At 32.5% G+C, this 16,932-nt stretch carries 12 protein-coding genes and 1 pseudogene; 4 read left to right on the top strand and 9 right to left on the bottom strand.

The features are described 5' to 3' along the window. The first annotated feature begins 234 nt into the window (after window positions 1-234). Together KD050_RS15025 and KD050_RS15020 are read left to right on the top strand one after the other, a co-directional pair. Window positions 235-1,791, top strand: a complete 1,557-nt coding sequence (locus KD050_RS15025) for an S-layer homology domain-containing protein (RefSeq protein ID WP_211893147.1) — start codon at window positions 235-237, stop codon at window positions 1,789-1,791. Between the two features lie 348 nt (window positions 1,792-2,139). Further along, a complete protein-coding gene (locus KD050_RS15020) occupies window positions 2,140-2,394 on the top strand; it encodes a superinfection immunity protein (protein WP_235753825.1) in 255 nt (84 codons plus the stop codon). An 830-nt stretch (window positions 2,395-3,224) separates the two neighbouring features. Here the strand turns inward: KD050_RS15020 and KD050_RS15015 are convergent. After that, entirely contained in the window at window positions 3,225-5,348 is a 2,124-nt protein-coding gene (locus KD050_RS15015; RefSeq protein ID WP_211893146.1) for a P-loop NTPase family protein, read from the bottom strand. Between the two features lie 450 nt (window positions 5,349-5,798). Between KD050_RS15015 and KD050_RS15010 the strand changes: the two are divergent. Next, window positions 5,799-5,966 (top strand): annotated as a pseudogene (locus KD050_RS15010) (IS3 family transposase); the annotation flags it as partial. Between the two features lie 259 nt (window positions 5,967-6,225). Here the strand turns inward: KD050_RS15010 and KD050_RS15005 are convergent. Beyond that, window positions 6,226-7,632 (bottom strand): oligosaccharide flippase family protein, encoded by a 1,407-nt coding sequence (locus KD050_RS15005; RefSeq protein WP_211893144.1) that lies wholly within the window; start codon window positions 7,630-7,632, stop codon window positions 6,226-6,228. Window positions 7,633-7,746: 114 nt separating this feature from the next. Between KD050_RS15005 and KD050_RS15000 the strand changes: the two genes are divergently transcribed. Then, window positions 7,747-8,166, top strand: a complete 420-nt coding sequence (locus KD050_RS15000; protein ID WP_211893143.1) for a transposase — start codon at window positions 7,747-7,749, stop codon at window positions 8,164-8,166. A 450-nt stretch (window positions 8,167-8,616) separates the two neighbouring features. On the opposite strand, the gene KD050_RS14990 is transcribed toward KD050_RS15000, so the two are convergent. From KD050_RS14990 to KD050_RS14960, 7 genes are all read right to left on the bottom strand, one after another. After that, the gene (locus KD050_RS14990; protein ID WP_211893142.1) at window positions 8,617-9,771 is read right to left on the bottom strand and encodes a polysaccharide pyruvyl transferase family protein; all 1,155 of its coding nucleotides are present in this window, start codon (window positions 9,769-9,771) and stop codon (window positions 8,617-8,619) included. 98 nt (window positions 9,772-9,869) lie between these two features. After that, window positions 9,870-11,120: an EpsG family protein gene (locus KD050_RS14985; RefSeq protein WP_211893141.1), complete on the bottom strand. Its 1,251-nt coding sequence runs from the start codon at window positions 11,118-11,120 to the stop codon at window positions 9,870-9,872. After that, window positions 11,075-12,208 carry a glycosyltransferase family 1 protein gene (locus tag KD050_RS14980; protein WP_211893140.1) on the bottom strand — a complete coding sequence of 378 codons (1,134 nt, stop codon included), beginning with the start codon at window positions 12,206-12,208 and terminating at the stop codon, window positions 11,075-11,077. The genes KD050_RS14985 and KD050_RS14980 overlap by 46 nt, the downstream gene beginning before the upstream one ends. A gap of 82 nt (window positions 12,209-12,290) precedes the next feature. Next, the gene (locus KD050_RS14975) at window positions 12,291-13,445 is read right to left on the bottom strand and encodes a glycosyltransferase (RefSeq protein WP_211893139.1); all 1,155 of its coding nucleotides are present in this window, start codon (window positions 13,443-13,445) and stop codon (window positions 12,291-12,293) included. Next, window positions 13,423-14,559: a glycosyltransferase family 1 protein gene (locus tag KD050_RS14970; RefSeq protein ID WP_211893138.1), complete on the bottom strand. Its 1,137-nt coding sequence runs from the start codon at window positions 14,557-14,559 to the stop codon at window positions 13,423-13,425. The genes KD050_RS14975 and KD050_RS14970 overlap by 23 nt, the downstream gene beginning before the upstream one ends. Further along, a complete protein-coding gene (locus KD050_RS14965; RefSeq protein ID WP_211893137.1) occupies window positions 14,559-15,536 on the bottom strand; it encodes an SDR family oxidoreductase in 978 nt (325 codons plus the stop codon). The genes KD050_RS14970 and KD050_RS14965 overlap by 1 nt, the downstream gene beginning before the upstream one ends. A gap of 1 nt (window position 15,537) precedes the next feature. Further along, window positions 15,538-16,920 carry a nucleotide sugar dehydrogenase gene (locus tag KD050_RS14960; RefSeq protein WP_211893136.1) on the bottom strand — a complete coding sequence of 461 codons (1,383 nt, stop codon included), beginning with the start codon at window positions 16,918-16,920 and terminating at the stop codon, window positions 15,538-15,540. Window positions 16,921-16,932 lie beyond the last annotated feature (12 nt).

Here is a 16,932-nt window from a genome sequence, read left to right as displayed (position 1 = left end):
GGAATTGTAGTGAATTGTCAGAATTGCGTAGAATTGTTTCTAACACAGGAACGCTTTTTTAATCCCTAAATCTATTGGACATGTTTATTGAGTTTCCTACATATACATGAAATGATTACTATTTATCTATCTTCTTCCATTATAATTGTTATAGGAAATGCACTTCATTAGTTTTAACAAAATCTTCATCTAAAAAAACTGCAATTATCAAAATAATGATTAAAGGGGCTCATTATGAAAAAAATTCTATGTTTAATTTTCCTATCGATTTTTTGTTTACCTGGAATAGCAAATGCCGCATTTACCGATGTGAAGGAGTACAAAGAAGAAATTCAGTTTTTAGTTGATGAAGGGATTGTACAAGAACACGGGAAGTTTAGGCCAAGTGACCAAATCACGAGATTGGAAGCCATTTCCATGTTAATGCGCTCGCTTGAAGTCGATTATACAAATGTAAAAAATCCTAATTTTTCGGATGTACAGGAAGGCGATGTCGGTTATCCATATATTGCGAGTGCACTTGAGTTAGGGATTATTAGTGGAAAGACGGATAAAAACGGTAATGCTATTTTTGAGCCAGATGCAGTTCTGACACGCGCTCAAATGGCTAAAATAATAGTCAATGCATTTTCTCTAAAGAAGCAATATAACAAAACATTTAGAGATATTCCAGTTACCAACCCCCAAGCAGCTTATATATCTATTTTAGCGTCAAATAATATTACAACAGGTTACAATGACGGATCCTTCAAACCCAACATTCCATTAACACGTATTCACTTTGCGGTATTTCTTGCAAGAGCATTAGAACCGTCCTATCAAATGGATAATTCTTTGCCAGAAATACCATTTTCTATAGGATTTGACGCTCAAAAGCAAGAGTTTCTAATAGCAGCTTTATCTATAAGCGGTAATGTTATTAAATGGAATTCTGGCATTGAGTCAGGAGTAGATCGTTATATAAAAACGTATACCCAATTATCGGAGAATGTGAAGGAATTGGAAAATGGATATATCCTGAAGAAAGATGGTACTGTATGGGAAATAAATGATGAATATACTGGGGCTAAACAGATTAAGTCCTTAAGCAACATTGAAACCATTGCATCTGGTGGGACATTTGTTGCCGCTTTGACGAAATCCGGTGAGTTATATATTTATGATAGAAATGACTTTCTGAAGCTTGGTACAAATGAAGATTCACCGATAAAGAAACTTACATCCTCTAATGTAAAACAAATTGAGGCAGGCTCCAAAGTACTGTTTGTGTTACAAAAAGATGGAACCGTACAAAGTATAGGACAACTAAATCAATGGGCAGATCAGCAAGATGAACTTGTGAAATTACCATTTGCTCAAGTTGTAACACAAATTGCAGTTAATGATTCCGATATGTATGCTTTCCTAACAGATGACAATGACGTACTTGTTTCTAATAACAGTATAATTATCGACGGTGACTTTCTAGCAAAAAAAACAAATATTGGTTTCATGCGAGTATCCTCTATTTCTAATGTACAACATATTTATAGTTCTGGACCGAGTTTTCTCTTTAATACAAGAGAAGATAAGTACTTTCAACTGTACAATGGAACTCACCTTACAGAAGATGGGCTTGAAGTTTACAAACGTACGAAACCAACTAATGCAATAGCAGTTGGAAATCCAGAATCAATGAGTAATGGTGGGGAATTTTTTTGGCTATTAAGTGATGGTCGCCTTTATGTAGATTTAGATTCTCCATATGTAGAGAATTATTATATTCCTATATTAAAAAACACATTAAACTAAAGATAATTTAATAGTGCCTTGTAAAGAAAATCTTTGCAAGGTTTTTTCCTCTTCTAGTCAATAACTGCGAGAGTTAAGAATGGTTAAACCCTCGTTTTTTCGCCTTAACTGTTTATGCTCTGCAAGGCTTTCTATAAAGTCCTATGAATTGTAGTCTATTGTCAGAATTCTGTAGAATTGTTTCTAACACATGGATGCGTCACTGAGAACTTGGTACCCGACACTAACTCTGTTATGCCTTTATACCTCCTTGCTTATGACTATTATCATATGATATACTTTGAATTATTCCATTATTTTTAGTTATATAGCACTTATTTTAATTAAAATGTTAAGGAGGTGTAGTAATTGGAAACTAACACACCGATGGTCATCTTATTTTTTCTACTAGCGTTAATATTAGTATTAGCAATCTATTTTTTACCGACTATAATTGCAGCGCTTAAGAAAAAAACTAATTTTCTACCTATTCTTCTTTTGAACTTATTGTTGGGATGGTCACTTATTGGATGGATTGTCGCTTTAATTTGGGCAACGACTAAAGATAGTTCAGCCCAACAAATTATTATCCAAAATAATCAATCGCAAGAGGGCTCTAAATAAAATACGTATACAATCTTGTGTGGGTGATTGTCACCGGTTGTTAACTGTACATAGTTGAAAAAGAAGTAGAAACAGCCCCTTGACCGATTGTTCGGTCAAGGGGCTGTTTTTTTGCGTCCACAAAACGTCTATGAATTAAAACACTTAAAAACCCGTCCCTGTGTTAGGAAATTTCGGGTACCCACTCGCGTTGCATAAGTAACAAATAAATTTATATAATCAATATTTTTACAGTAAGTTTCCGATTCTTAAATATAAAAAAAGGAACAGTTCTTCAAAGATAAATCAGTTCCCTTTTTTTACCATTTAGTTTGGTCTTGCTTTTTCTTTTTTAATTTTTTTTCTTCTTTTCTTTTTCGACGAATTGTTCTCTTGTAATTGGACTGACGATGGTAAAATCTTTTCCTTAGGAGGAGCTTATTTAGGCTTTGGTAGGTACTTTCTGACGCCCTTTGCTCTTTCTACGGTTACGATTGAAATGATGTAAAAGTTCCTTCACTGTATTTAGGAAGAACTCCTGTACCGTATTCAAAAATGTCGAAGAACTATTACAGCTCAATATGGATGAAAACCTAAAAATTGAACATCTCATGCCATGGTCCAAGTACCTCCCAGTTGATTGCTATATTCAATCGAAGAAATAGAAAATGCTTTTCGGACAAAGAAGTCGGAAGGGCATTTTCTTTTATAAGACACAATGTGTGCACTATTTGACGATTACATAAATAACGCCCACCTGTTTGGAAGTGGACGTTAATTATTGCTACTTATTTGATAGTGATGAAGTGTAGTTAATTGACAGAATTGTTTCTAACACAAGGAAGCTTTTTCTACTTCTTATACAATACATCCGTATCAAGCATCGATTTAAATGCTCTGTGTACCTCTTTTTCTACTGCTAATACATACGCTGAACACTGATTAGCATTTGTAAGTGTTACTTTAACATTATTAATATACGATTGAAATTTTGCTCCAAATGCATAATACGGTTTAGTCAGTACCGGTCTAAAGGTTTGTTCATAAACTAGCGACGCCGTTATATTTTTAGAGTTTATACGAGAAAGAAACCTTGAAAAAAGTACTTCCTTTACATCAGGAGTTAGATTTTTCACTCCTTCAAATGTAATGCATTGACGAAGAAGGTTTGTTAAGTCTCCTTTACTTTTTGTTATTGAGTTTTTAATAGTTCCCGGAAAGTTAACATCAAACGAATGAACATTTACAAACCTATAATCCAATATCACATGATGGCCTTCTCCAGATGGTAATCGAAAAACTAAAGCATTAAAGCTATTTCCGTGTGGGATTTTTCCAACATTGGCTCTACAGTTCTGTATAATATTTTGAAACATAATTGGATCTAACACCTTTTGCATTCCACTCTCTAGAGAAGGTGAATTAATAAGGATGCCAATGTCAGAACCGTAGGATGGATCGAATTCTATTTTAATTTTATGCGATGACTTTTTAGCCCGCCCAAAACGCTTTATCATTTCTATTACCGTTTGAGGTAGACTTTTTAATTGGGTTAGACCTAAAGGATCAATTCTATTTTCAACAAACGAGGTTGCATAATGTGCCAACACACTAGCACGCCCATCCCCCTCTTCATTTATATTTGATATAACCTCCTGTTCTACTAGCTTTATCGTATGAGCTATGTGTTCTTTTAAATCATCTAAATTAGGTTCTGCCTTACCACCAGAACCTCCTAAATCACTGAATGGGTCACTGGCCATGTTCTTGCTAGCCCACTCCTTTTTAAACTGATCAATAACCATATCTACTTTATTACTAATCATAATGACATCTAAATGAAATGGGAATTGTCGAAAGAAGTCACTTGATAATTGCAGAAACTTCTTTTCATTTGCACCTAAATAAAGGGGAGTCAACAGGACAACACCGTCATAATCATTCTCACGAGTTAATCGCTCAAAGTAGTGTTTCACATCTTGCTTATCCCCATATTTATGAAAAGCACCCATTGTATCGATTAAGCCAAACTCCATAAACCCATTACGGTTATGAAACTGCACTGCGGTTGATCCTAAGCCCTTAACAAGACCCATGTTAATACCAACATATACAATGATATCTTCATATAACACTTCAATAGAAACTTTTTCTTCATTAGCGTTATTACTGAAAAAGGCATTCCTCTTTTCAGTCTTTTCCTCATCCATAAAGTTAGATAAAGGGAAATCGATTGTATAGTACCCATCTTGTGTAACATCTGAACTATCAAAAAAGTCTTGCGCAAGTGTCGTAAACAAATTATTAATCTTGTTATATTGTTCGGCTAATTTATAGCCAATTTCTTTACCTGAAAATTGATGCACCGTCCCGTCCAAATAGTCACAAAAGACGTCTACTAACTTCGCATCAATAGAATCCAGGCTTTTACTCTTTGCCTTCTTAGATTCAGGATCCTCTAATCGAGCGTGGGCAACATCATATAAGTCTCGCAACTCATCACGTTGGACTTCATCAATAATAGCTGCTGTTTCTTGAATCCACTCATAGCCTTCATCCTGCAACAAGCCGAGGAAAGACACATAGTTCTCTCCTTTTATAAAACCTTTAGTAAGAAGGTTTTCTGCAGTTTCAACAACTTTTACATTTTCTTTTGCTGCCTGCTTTGCCAACAAGCTAAAGGTTTCCATAATAACGTCATCATAGTCATGGCGGTTCAACGGCTGACTATTCGGCTTTGCACATATTCTTATACAGTTTTCAAAATCTTTTTCCGCAGAAATCACAAATGTTTTAGGCTTTAGAGTAGAACTGCCTTGACCGACCATTTGAGTGATAATTGAGACTGCCTTTGGATTAACAAGCTTTGATACAAATGTTGTTTTTCCAGAACCCGTTGGGCCTGTTAACAGATACTTAGGTCCACGAAAAGCTCCATACGTTAACTGTGTGTTCTTCATTTTTAAGTTTTCCACGACAAAAAACCTCCAATTTTATAGCCGATCACACGCATCCTAAAAAAGGAAATGTACGATCGCCTAAAGATTTCGAGGTGGAATATGAATATAGGTTTACGTCACATTCGCTTCATTTAGGTAACTGGCGGTAAGCCAATTGCTTTTGAACGAATTATCGACCAGTGATTTTGACTTCTGTAAACCATATGTATGCATATTTCAAATTATTCAATATTTTTCATTTCTTTGTTTCTGACACAGGGACGCGTTTGGATTTTTGTCCACGTTTCAATAAATAAAATTCCAAGAAACAGTTATTTTCACACCTAAATTTTGTTCCATTTCCCACAAAGAGTTAACTCTCCTTTCGCCAGAAAATGGCCAAAAGGAGTATTCTTATGGTTTTGGCAAATGAAATTGCAGTCTATTGTCAGAATAGTGTAGAATAATTTCTAACACAGGGACGTTTCACTTTGGGGCTCTTTGAAATGCGAAATGTATTATTTAAACAAATTCCATACATACAAAGAGTTAGAAAAAGCAATTGCCTTGTATATTCATTTCTACAACACAAGTCGTTACCAGAAACGATTAAGCGGCTTAAGCCCTCTAGAATTCAGGACTCAAGCCGCTTAACACTTTTTTATTATTTCCCCTGTCTACTTGACAGGGGGCAGTTCACCGAAAAGGTGCGCTTATTTTTTTATAATTCGGGCTTACTTTGTGTCAGAGTCAATTGTCACTCAAATTGTGGCTGAAACAGGGACCGTCCTAATATAGATAAACAATAAAGTTGCTAAAGAATTTCATCCTCAGCAACTTTTTCCGTATATATGATTATGAATTGTAGTCAATTATCAGAATTGTTTCTAACACAAGGACACATTTTTCAAATTTACCTTCTCATTAACATTTTCTTACCTATTGTATAAAATTCATACAATAGATATCTGTGTACTACTAGTAATAAAATAAAAAGGGCTAGTAACAAACTTAATTCTAGCAACACACTTAATTCTAAAAATAATATCGTAATCTGAACTATGATTACTAATAGACAAGTTACAAGGTTTTTCATATTAATAGTTATTTTTATAAAACGTTTTGTATCGTATACTCGTATAATCCAAATAATTATAAAACTAAACATAGTTGCTAAACCTGCACCAATTCCGCCTAATATAGGAACAAGAATAAAATTTAAAACAAGACTAAATAAACCACCTATTAAAGAAGTTTTAAATACCCCTTTAGTTTCCTTAGCAGCGATATAATTTGTACCTAGAAAACCAGAGAAGCTCGAAAATACTACACTTAAAAGTAAAAAGGGAATATACTGCCAAGATAAATAATATGCTTCTGCAAATATCAGATTTAATAATGGTTTCAATAACACTAAAATAAAAGAAGTCCCTAATAATAAAAATGACTGATAGTAATAAAAGATCCGAGTATAAAATTTTGATTTATCTTCAGCATTATATTCTTCTATAGCTGAAAGTTGCCAAGATTTTCCGAAAATAGAAGTAAAAATAGTAAGTAAGGCAGGTATTTTAGAAGCTACTGCAAAGAGGCCATTTATTTCTACACCCTTATAGTGCAAAATAAAATAACGATTAGAAGCATTCATAAGAAACCACATAAAGGCATTAGGAATCAAGGGTATTGAGTATACTAACATATTTTTCATTAATTTCATATTTAGCTTACTCACATTTATATTTTTCAATAAATCTGTATTTGAGGCAAAATAAACAATTGAAACCATGTTTGAAAATATTATACTATAAAGATACCCATTAATTCCTTGTTTAAAAACAGTTAATAATAATATATTGCTTACGCCTAATGTTAGGGTCTTTAATATCCCACTTATAGCATAAATTTTCACCTTATCTATTGCTCTAGTGTATTGTGACAGTATCACTTCTATTGCTTGTAATATCAAGATCAAATATAAATATATCAACAATCCATTTAATACATTAAAATAGCTTAATATTGGATATATCAATATAGCGATAAAAATCCCTATAGTAGTCATTGCAAATGCGTTAGTCACAACTGATTGTATAGAAATGTTTTTATCCATCACAAACCTTAGTACAGCTTCATATATACTTAATGAAATAAAAGGCAATAGCATACTCGTAGTTATGGTTATAATATCTAATGTCCCATATTCGGAGGAAGATAAATAAAAAGTATATAAAGGTACTAATAATATTAGTATAATTTTGCTACCAAAGTTTCCTATTCCGAAAATTACTGAGTTTGCAATTAATTTTTTATATCTATTCATAGTACTCTTCCCAATAATTTATTTAATGTAATTGAGTGAATTTCAAAATCTAACCCTATGTCAATCCTTTGTCTCCCAAGCGTTTCATTACCCAAGAGAAATGAGGTGTCTCCCATGTCTATTATACGACAAGAGAGCTTGTTTGATATACAAAATTTTAACGATATGACTCCTTCAAAACGTTTTGAAGCTATTTTTTCTGCAAGTGATATTAAAGCAATTGTTTTTACTATATCTAAGGAATCGATATATGGTACTCCTCCGGAGCTTAACTATGCTGCTATGATATACGCTTTGGTCATGCGTATTCATGAAGGAATACCTAATATTAAACTTTTGGTAAAACGATTAATATTAGATATTCTTTTTCGACTTGATTGTAGAATCCTATTATCAGATCAAACTCTATCAAACGCTTCTTTCTCACGCCTTATTGGAAAACTTAGCGAATCACAGATACTTGAAGAAGAGAGAGATTCTGTTATACTTCAAGCTATAGAAGAAGGTTTTGTAATGATGCCACAACTGCGTTGATCCCCCTCATTTTGAGGCAAGAGACCGTAGTGTAGCCCAAGAAAAGAAACCTAAATCAGTACCTAAGAAACGCGGATGTAAATCCAAAGCTGAAAAGGAAGTAAAAAAACAAAAATCTATTTACGAAAAAACGGTTGCTGATATTAACTTGATGTCTCACTTGATGAGTCAAGGTCCAAAGCTCCGATTAAACCAGCCTGGGGCATTAAGTAAAACAGCGAAAGTAAAAATGAATTTTGGTTTGGATTTAAAGCACACCTATCCGTTGATACTAAGAGTCAGTATATTCTTCAATCCCTGATGACTTCAGGAAATATGAGTGATGGGAAAGCAGCTATTCCCTTATTTCCCTTGGAAATAGTGCTATGTTTTATATTAGTATAAATAAACCAATTCATTCTGAAATTATTATTATTATTATTATTATTATTCATATAGGAGAACTACCTTTTAACTTTTAGGGACTTCCTTTATCATTTTGGTTAATAATTCAATATAAGATTCCTTTTGATTAGTGCGTAAAAGAGAATCGTATCCTTCCTTTTCAGCCTGTTCCAACTCAGTAATAATCTCAGAAGAACTATCTCTTAAATATTTACAACGACTTTCAAGACCTAAACTTTTATAGAAATATTTAATTTTTTCATCCCATACTATTGAAATTCCAGGAATATCTAAAGAGTATGCGATTATATGACTATGCAAACGAAATGAAACAATACTCTTGAATGTAGATATTAATTCTACTAGTTCATTAGGCTTTAAAGGTCTAGGTGATAGTAAGTCAACTTGTTTTTCTTCACTATATCCTAGTGTACTTAATATATATTGTGCAAACTTATAATCTATAATTGAGCCATTACAGAAAATCTTCCATTCTATTCCTCTTTCTTCTAAATTACCGATGACATCTTTCCAAAATTTAACCATACGTGATTGACTCATGTTGTAAGCATACATTACTCCAAGTCCTACTACATTATTTTTTTTCTTTGTAATTTTATACACTTCATCGGTCCAAATTGCAGGATCAAAAGTTTTAGTAGCCTTTAGGTGGCTGTTTACTATGTAATCATTTAATGTATTGATATCATCACGGGATGATATGGCACGTACATTTGGATTAGATAAGGAATTTACCAATATTCCTTTCATCCTTTTACTTTTGATCTCACCAACACCACAAGCATTAAAAATAATAGGTATATTATTTAAACCCAAGCATTGGACAAATTTTGATATTGGTAGCACAAATGAGTCTTTAAACATTTGACCACCAGCAAAAATAGCTAAATCATAATCTCCTGAGCAAATTTCTTCAATATTTCCATTATTTTTAAAGCCCCTTTTGAATCTTTTATACTCTAAATCAACTCCTAAAACTGTTAAAGTTTTACTTAGTTTTAATTTAAAACTTGTATATTTTTCCTTTTCCAATGAAATACTCCTATTAATTGCCGTATTATAAGCTTTCTTGCCAGATATGTCAGCGACAATAATTTCAACATCATCAAAGTAATTAATTAACAAATTCTCTACTACATTACAGATTACTCCATCTCCTAAATTTGGAGAATAATATTCACCAATTAATAGTACTCTCATTCTATTACACCTCGAATTTTTTCAATTAAGGACTTTACTAAAAGAAATATATTAAATTTATTATTAAATAGCATAAAAATATCTATAATTCCATTCATTTAAAATAAAAAAAATATATTTTGATATGGGAATAAATTAGGGATATGTTCTACTAATGTAAACTGTGCTCTATAGACATATAAAAATCCATATAAAACTATTACCGCATGGAAAACCAATTTTTTTGAATTACGATTCAAGTATTTACTAACCATTGAAGTAGCTAAAAAAAAGCCAAGATTAGCGTAGAAAATTAGCCTTCCTAACGAAACCATACTGCTATAAAAGGATATAATACATGATAATGCATATATAGCTAAAAATATCTTAAAATAATCTGCTTTTTCGTTGCTGAATTTTTTATGAAATAAAAATAATAATAATAAAATTGGAAATGTATCAAAACTTGATAAACCTAAACTCAAACTATCTACGGTACCATAATTCGAATATCTACTTCCCATCAATGGTACTAAATAATTTGCAATAGCTATATATATAAACGGTGTTGCTACAAATCCAATAACAACAAATCGCTTTGTCCTTTTTGAAAGGTTATCCTTGTTTAATGCAAAATAGGTTAACACTAACATAAATAGTGCTGAATAATGAAACAAACTAGCAATTATAATTAATAACACATATCTTTTTATATTTCTCTGAGGAATATAATAAAACGCATTAAATACTATACTCATTGCAATAAACATTCTTACAAGACCTACAGAGAGTATCTGAAAGTATAGAAATGTACATAATAAAAATACAGCCATAGGAATGCTTATTAAATTCCTATATTTCTTAAAACCATAATAAAATAAGAATAATGGTATAAAAGAAGATGTTAATTGCATATATAAGTAATTTTCAGTGAACAACGATACTAATTGATTAAGGATTAAATATCCGGGTTCCATTGTTGACTGTTGAAATTTTGAAAACCAGCCATTTTGTGAAACATCAAGAAAAATATTGATATAAGATTCATCATCAATCCCAGAATAATTTCTGAATCCCAAATTAAAGAACAAAACTAAAAATGATATCCCCATGAATACATTTAAAAAAAATGTTGTTTTACATCTCTGTGCAATGCCAGCAAACATTACGGCACTTAATATTAGGGCGGTATAATAAAATGCTGTACTGAAGTGCTCTTCAGGTAAAAGGAAACACATTCCTAAGGCTACAAAGAAGTACAAATAAATAACAAATACATCTACTTCTTTTTTATTCGAAACACTATTTCTTAGATTCAAAGACTTCAGTTTGATGTTATTAGAACTGAATGTGCTTTTAACTCGTACCATTTCTGAAGTTCCTCCGCTATTGGATGAATATCAAATTCAGCCTTTTTTATAATATCCGTCGTGTCTTTTCTAGCATAACCTTTACACTTCAAAATCTCATCCGCCCACTTCTGTGGCGATTGTTCTAAGGAAATAAAATTCAACAGAATATTACTCATCTTGACTTCCTTTGGCACAACTCTGTCCGACGTAAAACATTTAAGACCCGATGCCTGTGCTTCAATTAATACAATACCTAATCCTTCATAAAGTGACGGAAATAAAAACATATCCATTGCTTGAAACAACTCTGGAACATCAGTTCTCACACCAGTAAAAATTACGCTCCTGGATAATCCCAAATCTTTTACTTTTCTTTCTATTCGTAACCTATGTTCTCCATCTCCAACTAACATTAATACACTATCTTTATTCTTGTCGTGAATCTTTTTAAAAACATCAATCACAAAATCATGGTTTTTTTGCGGATGAAATCTTCCTACATGACCAATTACGAATTTGTTTACAATGCCTAATTCTTTACGTTTTTGTTCCCTAATTGCCTGATGAAATATAAACTTCTCTGAATTAATACCATTATTTATCACTTTAAACTTATGATCATTATATAACTTTTTAGGATACGTCCATTTCGCGGCTAAATCTGAGCAAGCAAAATAGTCTGTAGCATAGGATTTAATTGAGAACTGGTTTATACGATGAATATACTTGTGTATCTTGCTTCCACCTTGTCTTGTGTTATGACTATGAACTATTCTACAAAGAATATTATTACTTTCAGCTGCTCTTAATGGCTCGACATATGTTAACGAGCTTAAATGTTGATGTACAACTTTATACTCATTATTAGTTTTAAAAAATTCATCTAACGACTTTTTATTTTTAAAATAACCCTGTCTACGTGGTACTACAGAAAAAATATTCCCACCTAGGCTTTTGATTTCCTCATCAAACGCACATTTTTTATCTGTGTGCACTAAAAAATCAAATTGCACCTTATTTCTATCAATATTTCTATATATATTCATTAGAAAAGTCTCAATTCCACCACGATCCATAGCACCAACAATTTGTAATACTCTAATCATTACTATCTCCTTTACTTTGGATAACTGTCTCCTAAGTTGTAATGAATATCAACTTAGATTTTTAATGATGTACTTAAAATTATTATTTGACATCTAATCTATGAGATTTCCTCATCGTATCCTTAACTATCTTATAAAATTCCTGTCTTTTCTGATCTAATATACTAAAATTAAATCTTTTAGAGGTTTCAAAGTTTCCTTTTGCCTCAATTAACTTTATAGAATTATCTTTCCCTAATATCTTTATTTTAGAGGCTAGTCCTTTATAATCATTAGTCATAATCCTAAAGTTTTTATCTATTAAAGTCACTAAACCTCCTGCATTTGTTGAAACAACTGGACAACCTCTCGACATTGCCTCTATTGTAGCTCTTGGCATTCCCTCAGTTAAACTAGGTTGAATATAAACATCAATCTCATCCAGCCATTTAAACACTTCTCTCCTACTTGGTAAAATTCCTAAAAACTCAACTTGATTTTCAACTCCAAGAGATTTAGCTAATTCTATTAACCAATTATGATTCCCTCTACCAACAACTTGGAGTTTATAGCCATCACCTAAAATCTGTAAGGCCTTTATTGCAGTATCAATCCCTTTTATTTTGTTATGTGTATATCCTATTAAACCAATTGTTATCGTACCACTATGGTTTTCAATTTTTTTTTGACGCTTAATTATTGCAGTTTGGTTAATTTCAATTTTAGCACTCGGACAAATCAAATACTTCCCTTTAGTGGGGTATCTTTCTAATAGATATTGATCTACATAATGTGCATAGGTTGCGTTTTTAACCATTTCTTTTATTAATAACATAATAAATGGTGCTGAAATTCTTTTTAATTTAGAATCCATATTTTTTAAGATATCAAATACACAACCACCAACATATGCAATTGTTGGCTTATTATACTTCTTAGCCTTTTTATATGCCAGATATCCATTAATTCCAAAACACATAACAATATCACTCTTTTTAACCGCATCATCAAGAATACTGTCTAGCCTTTTATAACTTTTAATAACATTTTTCCCATCTGTGATGGAATCAACTAAATGTACTTGGTATTTTTCTGAGATTAGATTACCTGATTGATCATAAGGCTTATTTCGTGCTATAAAAGTAATATCTTCAAAATTTTTTGTTACAGTAGCATAATGTTGTACATTTGCCCCACTATAATAATATCTACCATTTTCCACACTAAAACCATTATCAGATACAAATACGAGTTTCATCCTTTTTCACCAATCCTAAGTAAAATTTTTGAAGCCACCTCTGACTATCCTCTATATCATAACCATGGTTCTTAATCTCTACAATAGGACTTATACGCTCGTAACCTTCTAATCTTGTTAGAATAACTTCGCTCCAAATTTTGGGGGAATTATTTAATCGAACTTGTTCAACATTACTTGTAATAATCGCTTCTTTCGGAATCTTATCTGAGACCACACATGGTAAACCTGAGACCTGTGCTTCGATAAGTACTATACCAAGCCCCTCATATAGTGATGGAAAAACAAACATGTCCATTGCTTGTATTAACTCATCTATGTCCTCTCTAACACCTGTAAATATCACCTTTTCTCCCAAATCTAAATCATTAACCTTTTTTTCAATTGTTTTACGTAGTTCCCCATCTCCGACTAACATTAACACTGCATTTTCATTTCTATCACAAACTGCTTTAAAAATATCAATCAAAAAATCATGGTTCTTCGATGCATTAAACCTGCCAACATGACCGAGAACAAGTTTATTTTTTATTGGAAATTCATTTCTTTTCCCATTTCTAATTTTTTCACTGTAAACAAACTTTTTAGTATCTATTGCATTATTGAGTATATAGAAATTGTTTCTTTTACAAGCTATTTCGCCAAATAACCACTCACCAGCTGGTTTAGAACAAGCCAAGAGATAATCTGCAATATTTCTAATTGGATATTGAATTACATCTTTTACCTTTGCTGACAGACCAGTTCCTGAGGATATACTATGGCTATGCGCAATCGTAACTAATTTATACTTTTTGGCTATTTTCAAATAAATTGCCGCTGTACTTCTAACGTGACCATGAATTATGTTATATTCCGGTTGTTGTTCAAAAAAGTTTCGCCAACTCTTCACATAATTCATGTGATTTTTACCTTTATAAGCTGGTACTCGAAAAATCTTTCCTCCCAGCTTATATATTTCATCATCAAAGGCGCATTTTTCTTCCGTGTGCACAATAAAGTCGAACTGAATTTTAGAGCGGTCTATATTACGATACAGATTCATTATCATAGTTTCTGCTCCACCTCTATTCATTTGAGCAAAAACCTGTAAAACTCTAATTGGTTCTGTCATTACAAATAATTCTCCTTATACCACTCGATTGCAGCCACAATTCCTCGTTCAAAACTCCATTCAGGATCATACCCCAGCATTTCTTTAGCTTTAGAAATATCAGCATTACTATGTTTAATATCTCCCTTACGATCAGGTCCAAATATCGGCTGAATATCTTTCCCTAAGGCATTAGACAGCTGGACATAGATATCAATCAAATATTCTCTTCCACCATAAGCTATATTATACGCTTGTCCCGCTGCTTCATGGGATGCATTACAAGCTTTCAAGTTTGCCTCAATTACATTCTCGATATAAGTAAAATCCCTACTCTGCTTCCCATCACCATTAATAGTTGGAGAATCATCATTAAGCAATTGTTTAATAAACTTAGGAATAACTGCTGCATATGCACCATCAGGATTTTGTCTTCTACCAAATACGTTGAAATAACGCATCCCATACGTATCAAGACTATATAACTTGGTATAAAGTCTCCCGTACTCCTCGTCCACCTTTTTGGTAAGAGAGTAAGGTGACAAAACTTTCCCTTCTCTTCCTTCTCGTTTAGGAAGATTTGGCTCGTCTCCATATACAGAAGAACTTGATGCATAAACAAACTTCTTAACTCTATTTTGTCTAGCAGCTTCCATCATATTTAATGTACCTTTAATATTAATTTCTTCATATAGTAATGGCATTTCGATACTTCTTGGTACACTTCCCCACGCTGCTTGGTGTAATACAAAGTCGATTCCCTCACATACATTCATACATGTATCTAAATCACGAATATCGCCCTCTACAAATTCATAGTTTGGATTTTCAATAAACATTTCGACGTTTTCTTTTTTACCCGTTGAAAAGTTATCAAGTCCTCTAACTTGATAACCGAGTTTGAGAATTGCTTCCACCAAATTGGAACCTATAAAACCAGCTGACCCAGTCACTAAAAATCTAGATCCTTCTGGAAACTTAATATTTGCATATCCCATTTCATAACCTCCAATATGAAAGGCCTGTTTTCTCAGCCTCTTGTCTATTAAACATTCCTTTGATATCCATTAATACACGATTATGTTTACCGTCACATACTTCAAATTCCGATGTTGCGGCTACTTCACTCAAAACTTCTGACTGAATATAACTAAAAGGAATGTACATTCCTTTTACATCTTCTAAAGAAATATTTTTAAACTCTTCATGTGGTACTGCGAAGATAACTGCATCCATTCCCTTTATATCTTCTACTTCACATAGATTAATGTTATATTCTCTAAATAGATCTTCTCTATCTGCTGCTGGGTCTACAACTTTCACCTCTACTCCGTATTCTTCTAACTCTCTAATTACATCTACTACTTTAGTATTTCGAACATCGGGACAATTTTCTTTAAAGGTAACACCAAAAATAGCAACTTTGGAGCCATTTATTTGTTTGTTTGCTTTTATCATTTTCTTTACAGTACTTTCAGCAACATACTTACCCATATCGTCATTTATTTTTCTTCCAGAAAGAATAATTTGAGAATGATAACCTAATTGTTCTGCCTTATATGTAAGATAGTATGGATCTACACCTATACAATGACCACCAACAAGACCAGGAGAGAATTTAAGGAAGTTCCACTTCGTACCTGCTGCCTCAAGCACTGCTTTAGTATCAATGTCCATTTTATTAAAAATTATGGATAACTCGTTCATGAAGGCGATATTGATATCACGCTGAGAATTTTCAATAACTTTTGCTGCTTCAGCTACTTTTATACTTTCAGCTTTATACACTCCAACATCTACTACTAACTCGTATACTTTTGCAACGATATCTAATGTTTCTTTATCCATACCTGAAACTACTTTTATAATCGTTGCTAGTCTATGTTCATGATCACCAGGATTAATTCTTTCAGGTGAATATCCTACTTTAAAATCTACACCACATTTCAAGCCAGATTCTCTTTCTAGAATCGGAACACAAATATCTTCGGTGACACCTGGATAAACAGTAGATTCATAAACAACAATGGAACCTTTTGTTAAGTTTTTACCAAGCGTTCTACTAGCTGATTCAATTGGTATTAAATCCGGTGTACGATTCTCTTTTACTGGTGTTGGTACTGCAACAATATGGAATTTCGCTTCTTTTAGTTTTAATTCATCTGAAGTAAAGTCAACAGTGGTATTCTTGATTACCTCGTTTCCTACTTCTTTTGTAGGATCTATACCATTTTTATAAAGTTCAACTTTTTCTCTATTAACGTCGAATCCAATTACGTTCACCTTTTTTGCAAATTCTACTGCTATTGGCATCCCAACATATCCTAGTCCAATTAATGAAATTTTTTCTTCTTTATTAAAAATTTTTTCATATAAAGTCATTACAATTCTCCC

The sequence above is a fragment of the Psychrobacillus sp. INOP01 genome (assembly GCF_018140925.1).
Classification (GTDB): Bacteria; Bacillota; Bacilli; order Bacillales_A; family Planococcaceae; genus Psychrobacillus.
Note: the sequence above shows the minus strand (reverse complement) of the source record. Positions and strands in the feature narration are given on the sequence as shown.

What these genes read in the sequence shown, in the direction of transcription:
- KD050_RS15025 (WP_211893147.1), top strand. Translation starts at nt 235, where the DNA reads ATGAAAAAAATTCTATGTTTAATTTTCCTATCGATTTTTTGTTTACCT.
- KD050_RS15005 (WP_211893144.1), bottom strand. Translation starts at nt 7,632, where the DNA reads ATGAATAGATATAAAAAATTAATTGCAAACTCAGTAATTTTCGGAATA.
- KD050_RS15000 (WP_211893143.1), top strand. Translation starts at nt 7,747, where the DNA reads ATGTCTATTATACGACAAGAGAGCTTGTTTGATATACAAAATTTTAAC.
- KD050_RS14990 (WP_211893142.1), bottom strand. Translation starts at nt 9,771, where the DNA reads ATGAGAGTACTATTAATTGGTGAATATTATTCTCCAAATTTAGGAGAT.
- KD050_RS14985 (WP_211893141.1), bottom strand. Translation starts at nt 11,120, where the DNA reads ATGGTACGAGTTAAAAGCACATTCAGTTCTAATAACATCAAACTGAAG.
- KD050_RS14980 (WP_211893140.1), bottom strand. Translation starts at nt 12,208, where the DNA reads ATGATTAGAGTATTACAAATTGTTGGTGCTATGGATCGTGGTGGAATT.
- KD050_RS14975 (WP_211893139.1), bottom strand. Translation starts at nt 13,445, where the DNA reads ATGAAACTCGTATTTGTATCTGATAATGGTTTTAGTGTGGAAAATGGT.
- KD050_RS14970 (WP_211893138.1), bottom strand. Translation starts at nt 14,559, where the DNA reads ATGACAGAACCAATTAGAGTTTTACAGGTTTTTGCTCAAATGAATAGA.
- KD050_RS14965 (WP_211893137.1), bottom strand. Translation starts at nt 15,536, where the DNA reads ATGGGATATGCAAATATTAAGTTTCCAGAAGGATCTAGATTTTTAGTG.
- KD050_RS14960 (WP_211893136.1), bottom strand. Translation starts at nt 16,920, where the DNA reads ATGACTTTATATGAAAAAATTTTTAATAAAGAAGAAAAAATTTCATTA.